At 72.5% G+C, this 15584-nt stretch carries 10 protein-coding genes; 6 read left to right on the forward strand and 4 right to left on the reverse strand.

Going from position 1 to position 15584, the window contains the following annotated elements:
* Nucleotides 1-188 precede the first annotated feature (188 nt).
* A complete protein-coding gene (locus ABZU43_RS13130; RefSeq protein ID WP_355006738.1) occupies nucleotides 189-3902 on the forward strand; it encodes a S8 family serine peptidase in 3714 nt (1237 codons plus the stop codon).
* A gap of 61 nt (nucleotides 3903-3963) precedes the next feature.
* Here ABZU43_RS13130 and ABZU43_RS13135 read toward each other — a convergent pair whose 3' ends face one another.
* The 4 genes from ABZU43_RS13135 to ABZU43_RS13150 are packed head-to-tail and all read right to left on the reverse strand — an operon-like array spanning nucleotide 3964 to nucleotide 8916.
* Nucleotides 3964-6012 (reverse strand): penicillin acylase family protein, encoded by a 2049-nt coding sequence (locus ABZU43_RS13135; RefSeq protein ID WP_355006739.1) that lies wholly within the window; start codon nucleotides 6010-6012, stop codon nucleotides 3964-3966.
* Nucleotides 6009-6833, reverse strand: a complete 825-nt coding sequence (locus ABZU43_RS13140; RefSeq protein WP_355006740.1) for an ABC transporter ATP-binding protein — start codon at nucleotides 6831-6833, stop codon at nucleotides 6009-6011. Before ABZU43_RS13140 ends, ABZU43_RS13135 begins: the two co-directional genes overlap by 4 nt.
* Nucleotides 6834-6862: 29 nt before the next feature.
* The gene (locus ABZU43_RS13145) at nucleotides 6863-7891 is read right to left on the reverse strand and encodes an iron chelate uptake ABC transporter family permease subunit (protein WP_355006741.1); all 1029 of its coding nucleotides are present in this window, start codon (nucleotides 7889-7891) and stop codon (nucleotides 6863-6865) included.
* Nucleotides 7888-8916, reverse strand: a complete 1029-nt coding sequence (locus ABZU43_RS13150; RefSeq protein WP_355006786.1) for an iron chelate uptake ABC transporter family permease subunit — start codon at nucleotides 8914-8916, stop codon at nucleotides 7888-7890. The genes ABZU43_RS13145 and ABZU43_RS13150 overlap by 4 nt, the downstream gene beginning before the upstream one ends.
* A gap of 157 nt (nucleotides 8917-9073) precedes the next feature.
* Here ABZU43_RS13150 and ABZU43_RS13155 point away from each other — a divergent pair, with 157 nt between their 5' ends.
* The 5 genes from ABZU43_RS13155 (at nucleotide 9074) to ABZU43_RS13175 (ending at nucleotide 15471) form a co-directional block, all read left to right on the forward strand.
* Nucleotides 9074-10105, forward strand: coding sequence for an ABC transporter substrate-binding protein (locus tag ABZU43_RS13155; protein WP_355006742.1), 1032 nt, complete (start codon nucleotides 9074-9076; stop codon nucleotides 10103-10105).
* A gap of 80 nt (nucleotides 10106-10185) precedes the next feature.
* The gene (locus ABZU43_RS13160; RefSeq protein WP_355006743.1) at nucleotides 10186-11724 is read left to right on the forward strand and encodes an aspartate aminotransferase family protein; all 1539 of its coding nucleotides are present in this window, start codon (nucleotides 10186-10188) and stop codon (nucleotides 11722-11724) included.
* Nucleotides 11725-11759: 35 nt separating this feature from the next.
* Nucleotides 11760-13037 (forward strand): lysine N(6)-hydroxylase/L-ornithine N(5)-oxygenase family protein, encoded by a 1278-nt coding sequence (locus tag ABZU43_RS13165; RefSeq protein ID WP_355006787.1) that lies wholly within the window; start codon nucleotides 11760-11762, stop codon nucleotides 13035-13037.
* On the forward strand, nucleotides 13034-13627 hold the full coding sequence (locus ABZU43_RS13170) for a GNAT family N-acetyltransferase (protein WP_355006744.1): 594 nt from the start codon (nucleotides 13034-13036) through the stop codon (nucleotides 13625-13627). Before ABZU43_RS13165 ends, ABZU43_RS13170 begins: the two co-directional genes overlap by 4 nt.
* A 47-nt stretch (nucleotides 13628-13674) precedes the next feature.
* The gene (locus tag ABZU43_RS13175; protein ID WP_355006788.1) at nucleotides 13675-15471 is read left to right on the forward strand and encodes an IucA/IucC family siderophore biosynthesis protein; all 1797 of its coding nucleotides are present in this window, start codon (nucleotides 13675-13677) and stop codon (nucleotides 15469-15471) included.
* Nucleotides 15472-15584 lie beyond the last annotated feature (113 nt).

The raw sequence follows: 15584 nt of genomic DNA on the forward strand, positions 1-15584 counted from the left end.
TCCCGATTCGCGACTTTGGTCGGGACAGAAAGTGCAAGATCGGCGCGGCAGAGTGGGGTCGGGGCGCGCGGGGGCGGGGGTGGCGGGGTTGTGCCATGGCGTAGGTGCGTCGGGGTTGGGGGCGCGGTGCCGGTGGGATCTGCGTCGATGCTGTGGTGCGTACCACTTCTCGACACAAAGAGGTCATCGTGGCTCTGTCTCACCGGCGCCGCCGATCCGGGCTGATCGCCCTCGGCGCCGCCCTCACCCTGGCGGCCGGGTTTACCCCACCCGGCGCGGGAGCGGCCGCCGCCCCGCCGAACAACCCCGACCGCCCGGCGGGCATACCCCCGGCCGCCGCCGGACGCGCGTCCACCGTCACCCTGATCACCGGTGACACGGTCACCGTCACCACCGCGGCGGACGGCAGCACGGTGTCGACAGTGCGCCGGCCGGACGGCAGCACCCCGAGTTTCCACCGCACCGTGCGCGACGGCGACACCTACGTCTACCCGGACGCCGTGCTGTCCTATGTGACGAGCGGCGTGCTGGACCGGCAACTGTTCAACGTCACCGACCTCATCGCCGACGGTTACGACGACGCGCACACCGACGCGCTTCCGTTGATCGTCACGATGACCGACGCGGCGGCCCGCAACCGCACCCGCCCCACAGTCGACGGCGCCACGCTGGTCCGCCAGTTGGACAGCGTGCAGGGCGCGGCGCTGACCCGCCAGCGTGCCACCGCCGACCGGTTCTGGACCGCGCTGACCGCCGGTTCGACCCGGCGTACGGGTGACGCCCCGACCCTGGCGAACGGCATCGCCAAGGTCTGGTTGGACGGCCGGGTGCACGCGGACCTGACCGAGTCCACCGCGCAGATCGGCGCGCCAAAGCTGTGGGCCGAGGGCAACACCGCGACCGGTGTCGACGTCGCGGTGCTCGACTCGGGTGCGGATGCCGAACACCCGGATCTCGTCGGGCAGATCGCCGAGTCCAGCAGCTTCGTGCCCGAGGAGCCCGACATCCTCGACTACAAGGGCCACGGCACGCACGTCGCCTCGACGATTGCCGGCACCGGCGCCGCGTCCGGTGGCGCCGAGCGGGGCGTCGCCCCGGGTGCCCGGCTGCACATCGGCAAGGTGCTCAACAGCGAGGGCAGTGGACAGAACTCGTGGATCATCGCCGGCATGGAGTGGGCGGCCCGTGAGCAGAAGGCCCGGGTGGTCAGCATGAGCCTGGGCGGTGAGGCCACCGACGGTAGCGACCCGATGAGCCAGGCGGTCGAGCGACTCAGTGCCGAGACCGGCGCCCTCTTCGTGATCGCCGCCGGCAACAGCGGCCCGGCCAGCATCGGCAGCCCGGGTGCCGCCAACTCCGCGCTCACAGTGGGCGCCGTGGACGACACCGACCACCTCGCCGACTTCTCCAGCCAGGGGCCACGCGCCGGCGACGGCGGGCTCAAGCCCGAGATCACCGCCCCCGGCGTGGACATCCTGGCGGCCCGCTCGCACCTCGTGCGGGGCGGCTCCGGCGACTACACGCTGATGAGCGGCACGTCGATGGCCACCCCGCACGTGGCCGGCACGGCCGCGCTGGTCGCCGCCGCGCACCCGGACTGGACCGGTCAGCGGATCAAGGAAGCGCTGGTCAGCTCGGTGAAGGCCACCCCCGATTACACCCCGTACCAGGCGGGTGCCGGCCGGGTCGACGCCGTCGCCGCCGCGCACGCCACCGTCTTCGCCACCCCGAGCGCCTACTCCGGTTTCCAGGCGTGGCCGCAGCAGCCGGGCGCGACCGTCGACCGTACGGTCACCTACACCAACCTCGGCAGCGCGTCGGTCGACCTGAACCTGGCCCTCGACGCGGCCACCGCGCCGGCCGGGCTGTTCGCGCTCTCCGCCGACCGGGTGACAGTGCCCGCGGGCGGCGCCGCCACCGTGACGGTGACCGCCGCGTACGACAAGCTGCCGGTGGAGAAGCAGGTCAGCGGCATGATCGTCGCCACCGACGAGACCGGTGCGGTGCGTGGGCGCACCCTGATCGGCGCCGGCAAGGAGGGTCAGCGGCAGAACCTGACGCTGGTTGCCAAGGACCGCGACGGCAAGCCGCTCGTCGGCAAGGTCATCCTCACCGCCGACACCCTCTTCACGGCCGTGGACCTGCCCGAGAGCGGCACCGCCACGCTGCGGCTGCCGGTGGGAAGCTGGAACGGTTGGATCTCCGCGGACGTGCGGGGTGTGCACGGGCCGCACTCCAAGGGCATGGCGATGCTCAGCTTCACCGACGTGTTCCTGGACCGTGACCGCACCGTCACCCTGGACGCGCGCGCGGCCCGACAGGTGCAGGCCCGGGTGCCGCAGGAGGCCACCGCCAGCGCGCTGCGGATGGACATTCACCGGTCCACGAAGAACGGTCTCACCGAGAGCCAGGTGCTGCCCGACGACTCGTACGACAGCATGTGGGCGTTGCCGACGAGCCGTCCGGTGACCGACGGCGAGTTCGAGTTCGGTGCCCGGTGGCGGCTGGAGCAGCCGGCCCTTACCGTTTCGGCCGGCGGTCGCTCGTACGACGATCTGCTGGTGAAGCGGGCGACCCCCGCGCTGCCGGCCGGCCGGCGTCAGCTGGACGCGGTCTACGTCGCCGACGCGTCGGCGGCGGGGCTGGCCAAGCGGCCGGTCCGGGACCGGGCCGTGGTGGTGCGCCGCAGTGACAGTGTGGACATCGCCAGCCAGGCGCATGCCGCCGCCGCGGCCGGGGCGAAGCTGCTGCTCGTGGTGAACGACGGCATCGGTCGGCTCCAGCCGTGGGACGAGGCGCCGTGGAGCCCGGAGAGCCCGGCCCCAGTGACCGTGGCGACCCTCGGCGCCGACGAGGGTGGGCAGCTCATCGCCGCGCTGGAGCGGGGCGCGGTGCGGCTCACCGTCGAGTCGCACCCGGAGACCACCTACCTGTACGACGTGGCGCACCACTGGACCGGTAACGTGCCGGCCGACCTCACCTACCGGCCCACGAAGCGGCAGTTGGCCCGGGTCGACGTGGAGTTCCGCAACTACCGGCAGGGCAAGGCGCTGGAGTTCCGCACCGACATCTGGCGCGGCTGGGCGTCGAGCAACCAGGAGCCGGCACCGGCGCAGGGCCGCCGCACCGACTGGGTGAGCGCCGATCAACGGTGGGTCGACGACGCGTTCATCGCCGGCGAGACCGGTCAGCACCTGATGGCGACGACCACGTACCCGGCCGGCAAGCCGAGCGCCGTCACCTGGTTCGGGCCGATCCAGCGACCCCGGATGGGCGGCAGCTACGTGCCGGTCCGCTACCTGGACACCGTCTACCTGCCCGCGCCCGGGTGGGGCGACGGGGGCGGCCACATCGGTGAGGCGTACGCGAACTACAAGATGGTCAACCGGACCACCCTCTACCAGGGCGACAAGGAGCTGGACTGGGGGAACGCCGAGTACCTCCAGGTTCCCGGGCTGGCCCAGCAGCGACTGCCGTACCGGCTCGTGGTGGAGAACGACAGGGCCGCGTGGACCAACCCGTACTCCCGGCAGACCCGCACCGAGTGGGGCTTCCACTCGGCGGTCACCGGGGAGGAGTCGGCCGGGGTGCTGCCGATGATCCAGCTGGACTACCAGGTGGCCATCGACTCTGCCGGCAGGGCGTCGCGACGTGCACCGCTGACCGTTGTCGCCTCCCACCTGCCCGGCGTCACCAACAGGATCGGTGCGGTGACCGTCGAGGTGTCCTACGACGACGGGGCGACCTGGCAGAAGCAGCGGCTGACCCGGCACGGCGACGGCTGGCGCACCTCGCTGGCCGCACCGGCGAAGGTCGGCTTCGTGAGCCTGCGCACCACGGCGCGTGACAGCGCCGGCAACACCGTGAGCCAGAGCATCAGCCGGGCGTTCGGCCTGCGCTGACAGCGTGGTGACCGGCCGCCGGTCGGGGTGCGTGAATCACCCCGAGCGGCGGCCGGTGCCGTCAGTGGAGTTCCTCGACGAGCTGGTCCCAGTCCGTGCTGACCGGCAGCAGGTCGCCGGCCAGCCAGGCGGCGCTCTGGTCGTCGTGGTGCGGGTCGCCGGGCACCCCGTAGGCGCCCAGGGGCACCACCCAGCGGCTGTCCGAGCGGCGGGCCAGGTCCCAGACGAAGCGCGCCGCCGGCCCCCGGAAGCACCAGTGGGTGACCCCGGGCACGCTGGAGGTGGCCAACACGCAGTCGTGGTCCCCGTCGAGCCGGGGGCCGGGCCCGGTGTCCGGGCCGGGCAGGGCCCGCCACGCCGCCAGCCGGTGCAGGTCCCCCCAGAGCACCGGCTCGGCCGCCGCGTCGGCGACCTCCTCGGCCGCCGCGCCCACGAGCGCGGCGATGTCCACACCGGGCAACGGGCTCGCGCCGAGCAGGTGCTCCAGCGCGTGACCGACCCGCGGCGTCAGCGCCAGCCAGGGCGCGAACACCTCGGGGTACGCGGGCAGCTCGGCCAACGCGGCCAGCGCCGGGTGGGCGGCGATCCGGCGTACGACAGCCGCCCGCAGGATGGCGTAGGCCGCCGCGTCGGTGCTGTCGGCGGCCATCCGGCGATCCCAGCGCAGCAGTCGTTCCCGCAGCGCGGCCGCGGCCGGACCGAGCCCCGTCGACTCCGCGAGGACCGCCAGCAACGGCCCGGCCGCGCCAAGGTACGTGTCGGTGTGGACCGCTGCCATCTCGTCGGCAGTCCAGGCCGGACGGGCGTCGAGCAGCTCGGCGATGCGACGCGCCCGGTGCGGTGGGGCGAACTCCACCCCGAGCGGCGCCGCCAGCCCGCGCTCGTTGGCCATCACCGCCCGACCGTGCACCTCGGCACGGGGCATCGGCGCGTGCCAGCCCTGCCAGGCGTACGCGGCGTCCCATCCGGGGACCACCCGCCGGCCGTTTTCCGGGTGCCGTACCGGCACCGCCCCGGCCACCCGGTGCAACAGCCCTCCGGCGGTGTCCGCGGCCTGCACCACGTTGACCGGCTCCACCCAGCGCCGCAGCGCGTGGTCCACGTCGGCCACGGTGCGGGCGCGCAGCAGCTCCGGCAGCGTCGCGAAGCCGAGGTCACCCCGGACCCGGGGCGGGTAGCGCAGGCTGACGGCACTCTCATCGTCCGGCCCACCGGCGATCACCGGACCACGGTCGGTCTCCACCACCTCGACCTCGACCGGGTCCGCCCCGGCCACCTCGATCATCTCGACGTGGCGGTGCGCAGGGCGCCAGCCGTCCGGGCCGAGCGCCTGGACCCGGGGGCCGTCGCGGCGCAGCCGCTCCGCGTACACGTCCTGGTAGTCGGCCATCGCGTTGGTGATCGCCCAGGCCACCGGACCGGTGTGCCCGAAGTGCGCGATGCCCGGCACGCCCGGCACCGCCAACCCGACCACGTCGTACTCCGGGCAGGCCAGCCGGATCTGCTGGTAGACGCCGGGATCCTCGATGAACCGGTGCGGATCGCCGGCGAGCAGCGCGGCCCCGGTGCCGGTGCGCTCGGCGGCGAGCAGCCACCCGTTGCTGCCGGCCACGGCCGGCCCGTCGGTGGCGAAGCTGTCGACGGCGTCCGGCCCGAGCCGCTGCGCCACGTGCTCGCGCCAGAGCTTGCCGGGGAACCCGGCGAACAGGATGTGGTGGCCCAGCCAGACCGCGAGCGGCGTCCACGGCTCCCACCGACCCGGGCTCAGCCCGGTGGCGGCGAACTCCGGTGACCGGGCCGCCCCGGCGTCGAGAGCGGCGTTGACGCCGTCCACGTAGGCGCCCACCCACTCGGCGGTCGCCGGGTCCAGTGCCGCGTGGCACCGGCGTGCGGTGTCGTCGAGCCGGACCTGGCGGACGAACCGGTCCCAGCCGAGCGCGTCGGGCCCGAGGAACGCCGCGCTGGTGCCCCGGGCGCGGTGCCGCTCCACCTCGATTTGCCAGGCCCGGTCGTACGCTGTCACCCGGCCCTGCGCCACCGCCAGCGCGAGCGGGTCGGCGGCCCGCAGGTGCGGCACTCCCCAGCGGTCCCGGAAGCGTCCCGTCCTCATGCCGGCTCCGGGGCCAGCGTGGTGGCGCGGCGTCGGGCCGCTGGGACGACCAGCGGGGTGCCGGTCTCCGGGTCGTCGATCACCCGGCAGGGGAGCCCGAACACCTCCGCCACCAGGTCGGCGGTGACCACCGACGCCGGCTCCCCGGCGGCCACCACGCGTCCGTCGCGCATGGCGATCAGGTGGGTGGCGTAGCGGGCCGCGTGGTTCAGGTCGTGCAGCACCGCGACAAGGGTGCGGCCCTGCTCCTCGTGCAAGCGGGCGCAGAGGTCCAGGATCTCGATCTGGTGGGCGATGTCGAGGTACGTGGTCGGCTCGTCGAGCAGCAGCAGGGGTGTCTGCTGGGCCAGCGCCATGGCGATCCAGACCCTCTGCCGCTGCCCGCCGGACAACTCGTCCACGGCCCGGTCGGCGAGGTCGTCGACCCCGGTCGCGGCCATCGACTCCTCGACCACCCGCTCGTCCTCGCGGGACCACTGCCGCAGCAGCCCCTGATGGGGGTAGCGGCCCCGGGCGACCAGTTCGGCGACGCTGATGCCGTCCGGTGCGATCGACGACTGCGGCAGCAGGCCGAGCGTACGGGCAACCTTGCGGGCCGGCATGTCGTGAATGTCCCGTCCGTCCAGCAGTACCGCGCCGGCGCTGGGGCGCAGCATCCGGGACAGGGCGCGCAGCAGCGTGGACTTGCCGCACGCGTTCGGGCCGATGATGACGGTGAAGGACCGGTCGGGCACTGCCACGGTCAGGTTCTCGGCAATGGTGCGCTGGTCGTAGGCGAGGGTCAGCGAGGTGCCCCCGAGTCGGGAATCGCCGGGTCGCATGGGTGCTCCTTCAAGGGCGTCACTGGTGTTCACAGCCGGCCCGCCCGACGTTCCATCGCCAGCAGCCAGACCAGGTAACCGCCGCCGATCACGCCGGTCACCACGCCGACCGGGAGTTGGTGCCCGGCGAACGCGCGTTGCGCCACCAGGTCGGCCCCGACCAGCAGCGCCGCGCCGACGGCCATCGACGGCAGCAGGTTCGGACCCGGGGCCCGGGTCAGTCGTTTCGCCACGTGCGGGGCGACGAGCGCCACGAAGGACACCGGCCCGGCGGCGGCCGCCGCGAACGAGACCAGCAGCACGGCGGCGGCGAGCAGCACCAGGCGCAGTCGGCGTACCGGCACGCCCAGGGCGCTGGCGGCGTCGTCGCCCAACTCCATCATCCGCAGCGCCGGGGCGCAGCCGACGAGCACCAGCGGCGCCAACACGACCAGGACGGCGAGCAGCGGACCGGCGCTGGCCCAGCCTCGCCCGTCCAGGCTGCCGGTGAGCCAGAGGACCGCGCGGGCGGCTTCCATCAGGGGCGCCCGGGTCAGCAGGTAGCCGTTGACGCCGGTCAGGATCGCGGACACGCCGATGCCCACCAGGATGAGTCGGTAGCCGTGCACCCCGCGCCGCCAGGCGAGCGCGTAGATCACCAGGCCGGTGCCGAGACCACCGACGACCGCCGCGCCGGCCAACGCCAGGCTGCTGCCACCGAGGACGACCACCACCAGCGCCCCGGTCGACGCGCCCTGGGTGAAGCCCAGGATGTCCGGGCTGCCCAACGGGTTGCGGACCAGCGACTGGAACACCGTGCCGGCGAGAGCCAGCGCCGCACCGACCAACAGGGCGGTGACCAGCCGGGGCAGGCGCAGCTCAAGCACGATGAACTGCTCCGCCACAGTGCCACCGCCGGTCAGCGTGCGCACCACGTCCGCCGGACCCATCGGGTAGTCACCACTGCCCAGGGCCACCACACCGAACCCGGCCGCGAGCACCGCCGCGCCGGCCCCGACACCCAACGCGCGGGGCCGAAACCGCAGCGACAACCCCCATGAAGTACGAATGACAGTCACGGTTGGGCCACCCTTCGGCGGGTGACCAGCCACAGGAAGAGCGGGCCGCCCAGTACGGCGGTCACCATGCCGACCTGGAGTTCTCCGGGGCGGCCCAGCACCCGGCCGAGCACGTCGGCGCCGAGCAGCAACGCGGGTGCGAGCACCGCGCAGTACGGCAGCAGCCAGCGCAGGTCCGGGCCGGTCAGGGCGCGGACCAGGTGTGGCACGAGAAGCCCGACGAAGACGATCGGTCCGCACGCGGCGGTCGCCGCGCCGCAGAGCAGGGTGACGGCGACGATCACGGCGGCGCGGATCAGCGCGGGTCGAGCGCCGAGGGCTCGCGCCGCGTCGTCGCCGAGCGCCAGCGCGTTCAGCGGACGGGCGGCACCGAGCGTGACCAGCAGCCCGACGATGATGAACGGCAGCACCCGGGTCACTGTCGCGGAGTCCGCGCTGGCCAGTGAGCCGACAGTCCAGAAACGCAGCCGCTCCAGCGACGCGGTGTCCAGCAGCATCACCGCGCTCACGTAGGAGTAGAGGGTGGCGTTGAGCGCCGCCCCGGCCAGCGCGAGTCGGGCCGGGGTCGCGCCGCGTCCGCCGCCGACGGTGTAGACGAGCGCGGTCACCGCCGCCGCGCCGAGCAGCGCGAACCAGACGTACCCGCCGACGGCGGTGACGCCCAGGAACGCGGCGGCGGTGGCGACGGCCGCGGACGCGCCAGCGTTGATGCCGAGCAGTCCGGGGTCGGCGAGTGGGTTGCGGGTGAGGGCCTGCATGACAGCGCCCGCCACACCGAGGGCGGTGCCGGCGAGCAGCCCGAGCAGGGTGCGGGGCAGGCGCATCCGGTGCACCACCGCGTACTCGGTGGCGTCGCGGTGCAGCAACCCGGACCAGACGTCGGCGAGCGGCATGGCCTTCGCGCCGACCGCGATGCTGAGCACCACGATCACCGCGAGCAGTGCCACGGCGGTGACCAGGCCGGCGGCGCGGGCTGCCCGACGGCCACGCCGGCTCGGGGGTGCGGCCGTCGCCCTGGCTGGCACGCGCGGTGCCGGTCGGGTGACGGTGGGTGTGGCGTCCAGTGTGGGCTCCGGGGTGGTGGCGACACGGCGTACCGCTGTTGACAATGACCGAGGTTAGGCTAACCTAACCCCGCTGCCCCGGTCGACCCCGGCCAACCCTTGATCGAAAGACAACACCATGCCCGATGCCCTGTCCGCCCGCCGCCTCTCCCGCCGTGGCCTGCTGGCCGCCGGTGGCGCCGCCACGCTGGCCACCCTGCTCGCCGCCTGTGGCACTGACGACGCCGCGAAACCCGCCGCCGGCAACGGAAGTGGTCCTTGGTCGTTCACCGACGACCGCGGCACGAAGGTGGAGGCCGCAGCCCGTCCGGCCCGTGTGGTGGCCTTCACCGGGGTGGCGGCGGCCCTGATCGATTTCGGTCTCGACAAGCAGCTCGTGGGCGTCTTCGGTGAGACCAAGCGTGCCGACGGTACGGCCGAGCCGCAGGCCGGCGACCTTGATGTCGAGGGCGTCGAGATCCTCGGCAACGTGTGGGGCGAGTTCAGCCTGGAGAAGTACGCAGCGCTGCGCCCCGAACTGCTGGTCACCCACATGTACGACCCGGACGCGCTCTGGTACGTGCCGGACGAGAGCAAGGCCAAGATCCTCCCGCTGGCGCCCAGCGTGGCGATCACCACCGCCCGGGTGCCGATGACCAAGCCCATCGAGCGGTACGCGGCGCTGGCCGAGTCGCTCGGCGCGGACCTGTCCGCGAAGAAGGTCACCGACGGAAAGGCCCGCTTCGACGCCGCCGCCGAGGCGGTCCGGCAGGCGGTGAAGGCCAACCCCGGGATCAAGGTGATGGCCTGCTCCGGCAGCCCCGACCTCTTCTACGTCTCCAACCCGAAGGTCAGCACCGACCTGATGTACTTCGCCGAGTTGGGCGTCGACATCGTGGTCCCCACCAAGCTCGAATCCGGCGACTACTTCGAGGCGCTGAGCTGGGAGAGCGCCGGCAAGTTCCCGGCAGACCTGATCCTGCTGGACAACCGCGGCACCGCGCTGCAGGCCAAGGACCTCACGGCCAAGCCGACCTGGCAGCAACTGCCGGCGGTCAAGGCCAACCAGGTGAGCCCGTGGGACGCGGTGCCCCGCTTCTCGTACGCCGGCTCCGCACCGCTGCTGGAGAACCTCGCCACCGCCATCCGGAACGCGAAGAAGGTCAGCTGACGAACACCACATCCCCGGGCGCACCGCCGCGCCCGGGGTGGGTTCCGGCTGCCCTCGTCCAGAACGTGGAAGGACCACCAGTGACCGTGCCGACGTACCCCGTCGAGACCACCACGCCGCCACCGGCGTCAACCGCCGCGCGGGCCCAGCTGCTGCACGGTGGCTCGGTCGAGCAGTACCGCCGGACGATCGCCGACGGCGTCGACCGGGTCGCCCGGCGGGTGGCCACGGTGGACCGTCCCGGCACCGGAATCACGCCGGTCGAGCTGGCCCCCCTGGTCGACCAGGTGGACCTGGACCGGCCGCTGGGCGACGCCGGCGCCGCCCTCGACGAGCTGGAGGACGTCTACCTGCGCGACGCCGTCTGGTTCCACCACCCCCGCTACCTGGCCCACCTCAACTGCCCGGTGGCCATCCCGGCACTGCTCGGTGAGGCGGTGCTCACCGCCGTGAACTCCTCGCTGGACACCTGGGACCAGAGCGCCGGGGCCACCCTCATCGAGCGCCGGCTGATCGACTGGACGGCCGAGCGGATCGGCCTCGGTCCCCGCGCCGACGGCATCTTCACCAGCGGCGGCAGCCAGTCCAACCTCCAGGCTCTGCTGCTGGCCCGGGAGGAGGCGTGCGCCGACGCCATCGGCCCCGCAGCGCGCGCCGACCTGCTGCCCCGACTGCGCGTGCTCACCTCCGCCGCCGGTCACTTCAGCGTGCAGAAGTCGGCAAAACTGCTCGGCCTCGCCCCGGACGCGGTGATCGCGGTGCCCACCGACGCCCGGCGACGGATCCGGCCGGCCGCCGTCCGCGAGGAGATCGCCCGGTGCCGCCAGGCCGGGCTGGTGGTGATGGCCGTCGTCGGCACCGCCGGTACCACCGACTTCGGCTCGATCGACCCGCTCACCGACCTGGCCGGGATCTGCGCGGCAGCCGGCGTGTGGCTGCACGTGGACGCCGCGTACGGCTGCGGTCTGCTCGTCTCGCCGACGCGCCGGCAGCTGCTCGACGGCATCGAGCGGGCCGACTCGGTCACCGTTGACTTCCACAAGTCGTTCTTCCAGCCGGTCAGCTCCAGCGCGCTGCTGGTCCGCGACCGGCGGACGCTGCGGCACGTCACCTACCACGCCGACTACCTCAACCCGGCCCGGATGGTGGAGCAGCGCATCCCCAACCAGGTCGACAAGAGCTTGCAGACCACCCGCCGTTTCGACGCGCTGAAGCTCTGGCTCACCCTGCGGGTGATGGGCCCGGACGCGCTCGGCGGGCTCTTCGACGAGGTCGTCGACCGGGCCGCCGACGCCTGGCGACTGGTTAGCGAGGACCCGCGCTTCGAGGTGGTGACCCGCTCGGAGCTGAGCACCGTGGTGTTCCGCTACCTGCCCACCGGCCCCGGCCGCGAGTTGGCCGACGCCGCCAATCTGCACGCCCGGGAGGCCCTCGCGGCGTCCGGTCTCGCCGTGGTCGCCGGGACCCGGGTGGACGGCCGGCACTTCCTGAAGTTCACACTGCTCAACCCGGAAACCACAGTCGACGACGTCGGGTACGTGCTCGACCTGATCGCCACCCACGCCGGCCAGTACGTGCACGACCACGCCGACGCCAGCCTGACCTGCCACGTCGGCTGACGCCGGTGACCTCGAACCCGCGCCTGGAGACCCCGATGTCCACCCACGACTTCATCGCCATCGGGTTGGGCCCGTACAACCTGGGCCTGGCCTGCCTCACCGCGCCGATCGACGAGCTCGACGGGGTGTTCCTGGAGGCCCGACCGAGCCTCGCCTGGCACCCCGGCATGCTGCTGGAGTCGGCCCGGTTGCAGACCCCGTTCATCGCCGACCTGGTCAGCCTCGCCGACCCGACGTCGCCGTACTCCTTCCTCAACTACCTCAAGGAGATCGGCCGGCTCTACCCGTTCTACATCCGGGAGAGCTTCTACCCGCTGCGCAGCGAGTACGACGCGTACTGCCGGTGGGCGGCGGCGAAACTGCCGAACCTGCGCTTCGGTCAGAGCGTCACAACCGTGGAGTACGACCCCGCCGACGAGCGGTACGTGGTGCGGGCCAGCACGGGCACGGGCGAGACCGTCGAGTACCGGGCCCGGCACCTGGTGCTCGGCACCGGCACCCCGCCGCACCTGCCCCCGGCCGTGGCCGACCTGCCGGGCGATGCCGTGCACAACTCCCACTACCTGGAGCACCGCTCGGCGTTGCGCACGAAGCGCAGCATCACGGTGGTGGGCAGCGGGCAGAGCGCCGCCGAGATCTACCACGACCTGCTCGGCGACATCGACCGGTACGGCTACCAGCTCAACTGGGTGACCCGTTCGCCGCGGTTCTTCCCGCTCGAATACACGAAGTTGACGCTGGAGATGACCTCACCGGACTACGTGGACTACTTCCACGCGCTGCCCGAGGCGACCCGCTACCGGCTGGAGTCCGAGCAGAAGGGCCTGTTCAAGGGGATCAACGCCGACCTGATCAACGACATCTTCGACCTGCTCTACGCGCTCAGCGTCGACGGGCCGGTGAACACCCGCCTGCTCACCAACACCGAGCTGGTCAGCGCCGAGCACCAGGACGGGCAGTACACGCTGGGGTTGCGTCAGGTGGAGCAGGAACGCGACTTCGCCCTGCGTACCGAGGGTCTGGTGCTGGCCACCGGCTACCACTACCGGGTGCCGGAGTTCCTCGCGCCGGTGCGGGACCGGATCCGCTGGGACGCGCAGGGCCGCTTCGACGTGGCCCGCAACTACAGCATCGACCACGGCGGGCGGGGCATTTTCCTGCAGAACGCGGGCACCCACACGCACAGCATCACCTCACCGGACCTGGGCATGGGCGCCTACCGCAACTCCTGGATCATCCGCGAGCTGCTCGGCCGGGAGCACTACCCGATCGAGAAGAGCATCACCTTCCAGGAGTTCGGGGTGTCGTCGTGACCACCGTCTTCACCCGGGCCGACGACAGTCTCGGTGAGTTCGCGCTGCGGCCGCTCGATCCGGACGCCGACGCGGCGCTCCTGCACACCTGGGTGACGCACCCGAAGGCGGCGTTCTGGATGATGCAGGACGCCGATCTGGCCCAGGTCACCGAGGAGTACCAGCGGATCGCCGGGCACCGGCACCACGACGCGTACCTCGGTCTGTGGCGGGGGAGTCCCGCCTTCCTCGCGGAGCGCTACGACCCGGCCCACGTCGAGCTGGTCGGCCTCTACGACCACCAGCCCGGTGACGTGGGCATGCACTTCCTCTGCGCGCCGGTCGACGCGCCAGTGCACGGTTTCACCCGGGCGGTGATCGGCACCGTCATGGCGTGGCTCTTCGACGACCCGACGACCCGGCGGGTGGTGGTCGAACCGGACGTGCGCAACACCGCCGTGCACGCGCTGAACGCCGCCGTCGGCTTCACTGTCGTCGGCCCGATCGCCAAGCCGGAGAAGGACGCGCTGCTCAGCGTCTGCACCCGAGCCCAGTTCCAGGCCGCCGCCGACCGCGCCGCCGCCGACCGAACCGAAGGAGCCCCGGCGTGACCACCACCGCCGTCCCCACCCATCCGCCCGTCGCCACCGCGCACCACATTTCCGGCGACCCGGTCGGGCACCTCACCCCGCAGCGCTGGGCCCGGGCCAACCGGCTGCTGGTCCGCAAGGCGCTCGCCGAGTTCACCCACGAGCGGCTGCTCACCCCGCAGGCCGTGGCCGGCCCCGACGACCGGCAGTGGTACGAGATCCCCAGCGACGACGGCACCGTCACCTACCGGTTCGCGGCGCGGGTGCTCGCCCTGGCGCACTGGCAGATCGACGCGGACAGCATCACCCGACACCGCGACGGCACCTCGCTGACCCCGGACGCGGTGGACCTCATCGTCGAACTGCGCGACACCCTCGGGCTCTCCGCGCGGGTGCTCCCGGTCTACCTGGAGGAGATCACCTCGACGCTGGCGGGTACGGCGTACAAGCTGGCCCAGGCCGCGCCGAACGCCGCCGAGCTGGCCGAGGCGGACTTCCAGACCATCGAGACCTCGATGACCGAGGGCCACCCCTGCTTCGTGGCGAACAACGGCCGGCTCGGCTTCGGCGTCGACGAGTACCACCGGTACGCCCCGGAGGCCGCCGCGCCGGTGCGGCTGGAGTGGCTGGCCGCGCACCGGGACCACTCCACATTCAGCAGCGCCGCCGACCTCGACTACGACACGCTCATCGAGAGCGAGTTGGACGCCGAGACCCGGGCCCGGTTCGCGGCCACGATGGCCGATCTCGGGCTGGACCTCGCCGACTACCACCTGATCCCGGCGCACCCGTGGCAGTGGTGGAACAAGCTGGCGGTCACCTTCGCCGGTGAGCTGGCCGAGCGGCGGCTGGTGCACCTCGGCCCCGGGCCGGACGTGTACCTCGCCCAGCAGTCCATCCGCACCTTCTTCAACGTCAGCGAGCCGGGGCGGCACTACGTCAAGACCGCGCTGTCGGTGCTGAACATGGGCTTCATGCGCGGGTTGTCGGCCGCGTACATGGAGGCCACCCCGGCGATCAACGACTGGCTGGCCGACCTGATCGCCGCCGACGAGGTGCTGACCGGCACCGGCCTGACCGTCATCCGGGAGCGGGCCGCCGTGGGTTACCGGCACCGGCAGTACGAGGCGGCGACCGAGCGCACCTCGCCGTACCGCAAGATGCTGGCCGCCCTGTGGCGGGAGAGCCCGGTGCCCGAGCTGGCGCCGGGGCAGCGACTGTCCACGATGGCCGCGCTGCTGCACGTCGACGACGAGGGCGGCTCACTGGCGGCGGCGCTGATCGCCCGGTCCGGCCTGGCGCCCGAGGTGTGGCTGCGCCGCTACCTGGACGCCTACCTGACCCCGCTGCTGCACAGCTTCTACGCCCACGACCTGGCTTTCATGCCGCACGGCGAGAACGTCATCCTGGTCCTCGACGAGCAGGACACCGTCCAGCGGGTGATTTTCAAGGACATCGCCGAGGAGATCGCGGTGATGAGCGACAGGGTCGAGCTGCCGGCGGCGGTGGAGCGGATCCGCGTCGAGGTGCCCGACGACACCAAGCTGCTGAGCATCTTCACCGACGTGGTGGACTGCTTCCTGCGGCACCTCAACGCGGTCCTGGTCGAGGCCGGTGTTCTCGCCGAGGACGACTTCTGGCGCACTGTCGCGGCCAGCGCCGCCGACTACTTCGACCGGGTGCCGCACCTGGCCGAGCGGGTCCGCCACTACGACCTGTTCGCCCCGGAGTTCACGCTCTCCTGCCTCAACCGGCTGCAACTGCGCAACAACCAGCAGATGATCGATCTGGCCGACCCGTCGGCGGCGCTCCAGTTCGTCGGCACCCTCACCAACCCGCTCGCCGCCCACGCTCCGGCCCGGTGACCGCGATCGCGTTTGATCAGCGCGCACGGCAACGGGCGCAATAGGCGGATGGGAGTTCTGAGCACCTGGGTACGCGGCAACGTGGTTCGGGCCGTCGCGTCGACCGGCGCTTT

Source organism: Micromonospora sp. NPDC005205 (assembly GCF_040608275.1).
Lineage (GTDB): Bacteria > Actinomycetota > Actinomycetes > Mycobacteriales > Micromonosporaceae > Micromonospora.

What these genes read in the sequence shown, in the direction of transcription:
- ABZU43_RS13135 (WP_355006739.1), bottom strand. Translation starts at nt 6,012, where the DNA reads ATGAGGACGGGACGCTTCCGGGACCGCTGGGGAGTGCCGCACCTGCGG.
- ABZU43_RS13140 (WP_355006740.1), bottom strand. Translation starts at nt 6,833, where the DNA reads ATGCGACCCGGCGATTCCCGACTCGGGGGCACCTCGCTGACCCTCGCC.
- ABZU43_RS13155 (WP_355006742.1), top strand. Translation starts at nt 9,074, where the DNA reads ATGCCCGATGCCCTGTCCGCCCGCCGCCTCTCCCGCCGTGGCCTGCTG.
- ABZU43_RS13165 (WP_355006787.1), top strand. Translation starts at nt 11,760, where the DNA reads ATGTCCACCCACGACTTCATCGCCATCGGGTTGGGCCCGTACAACCTG.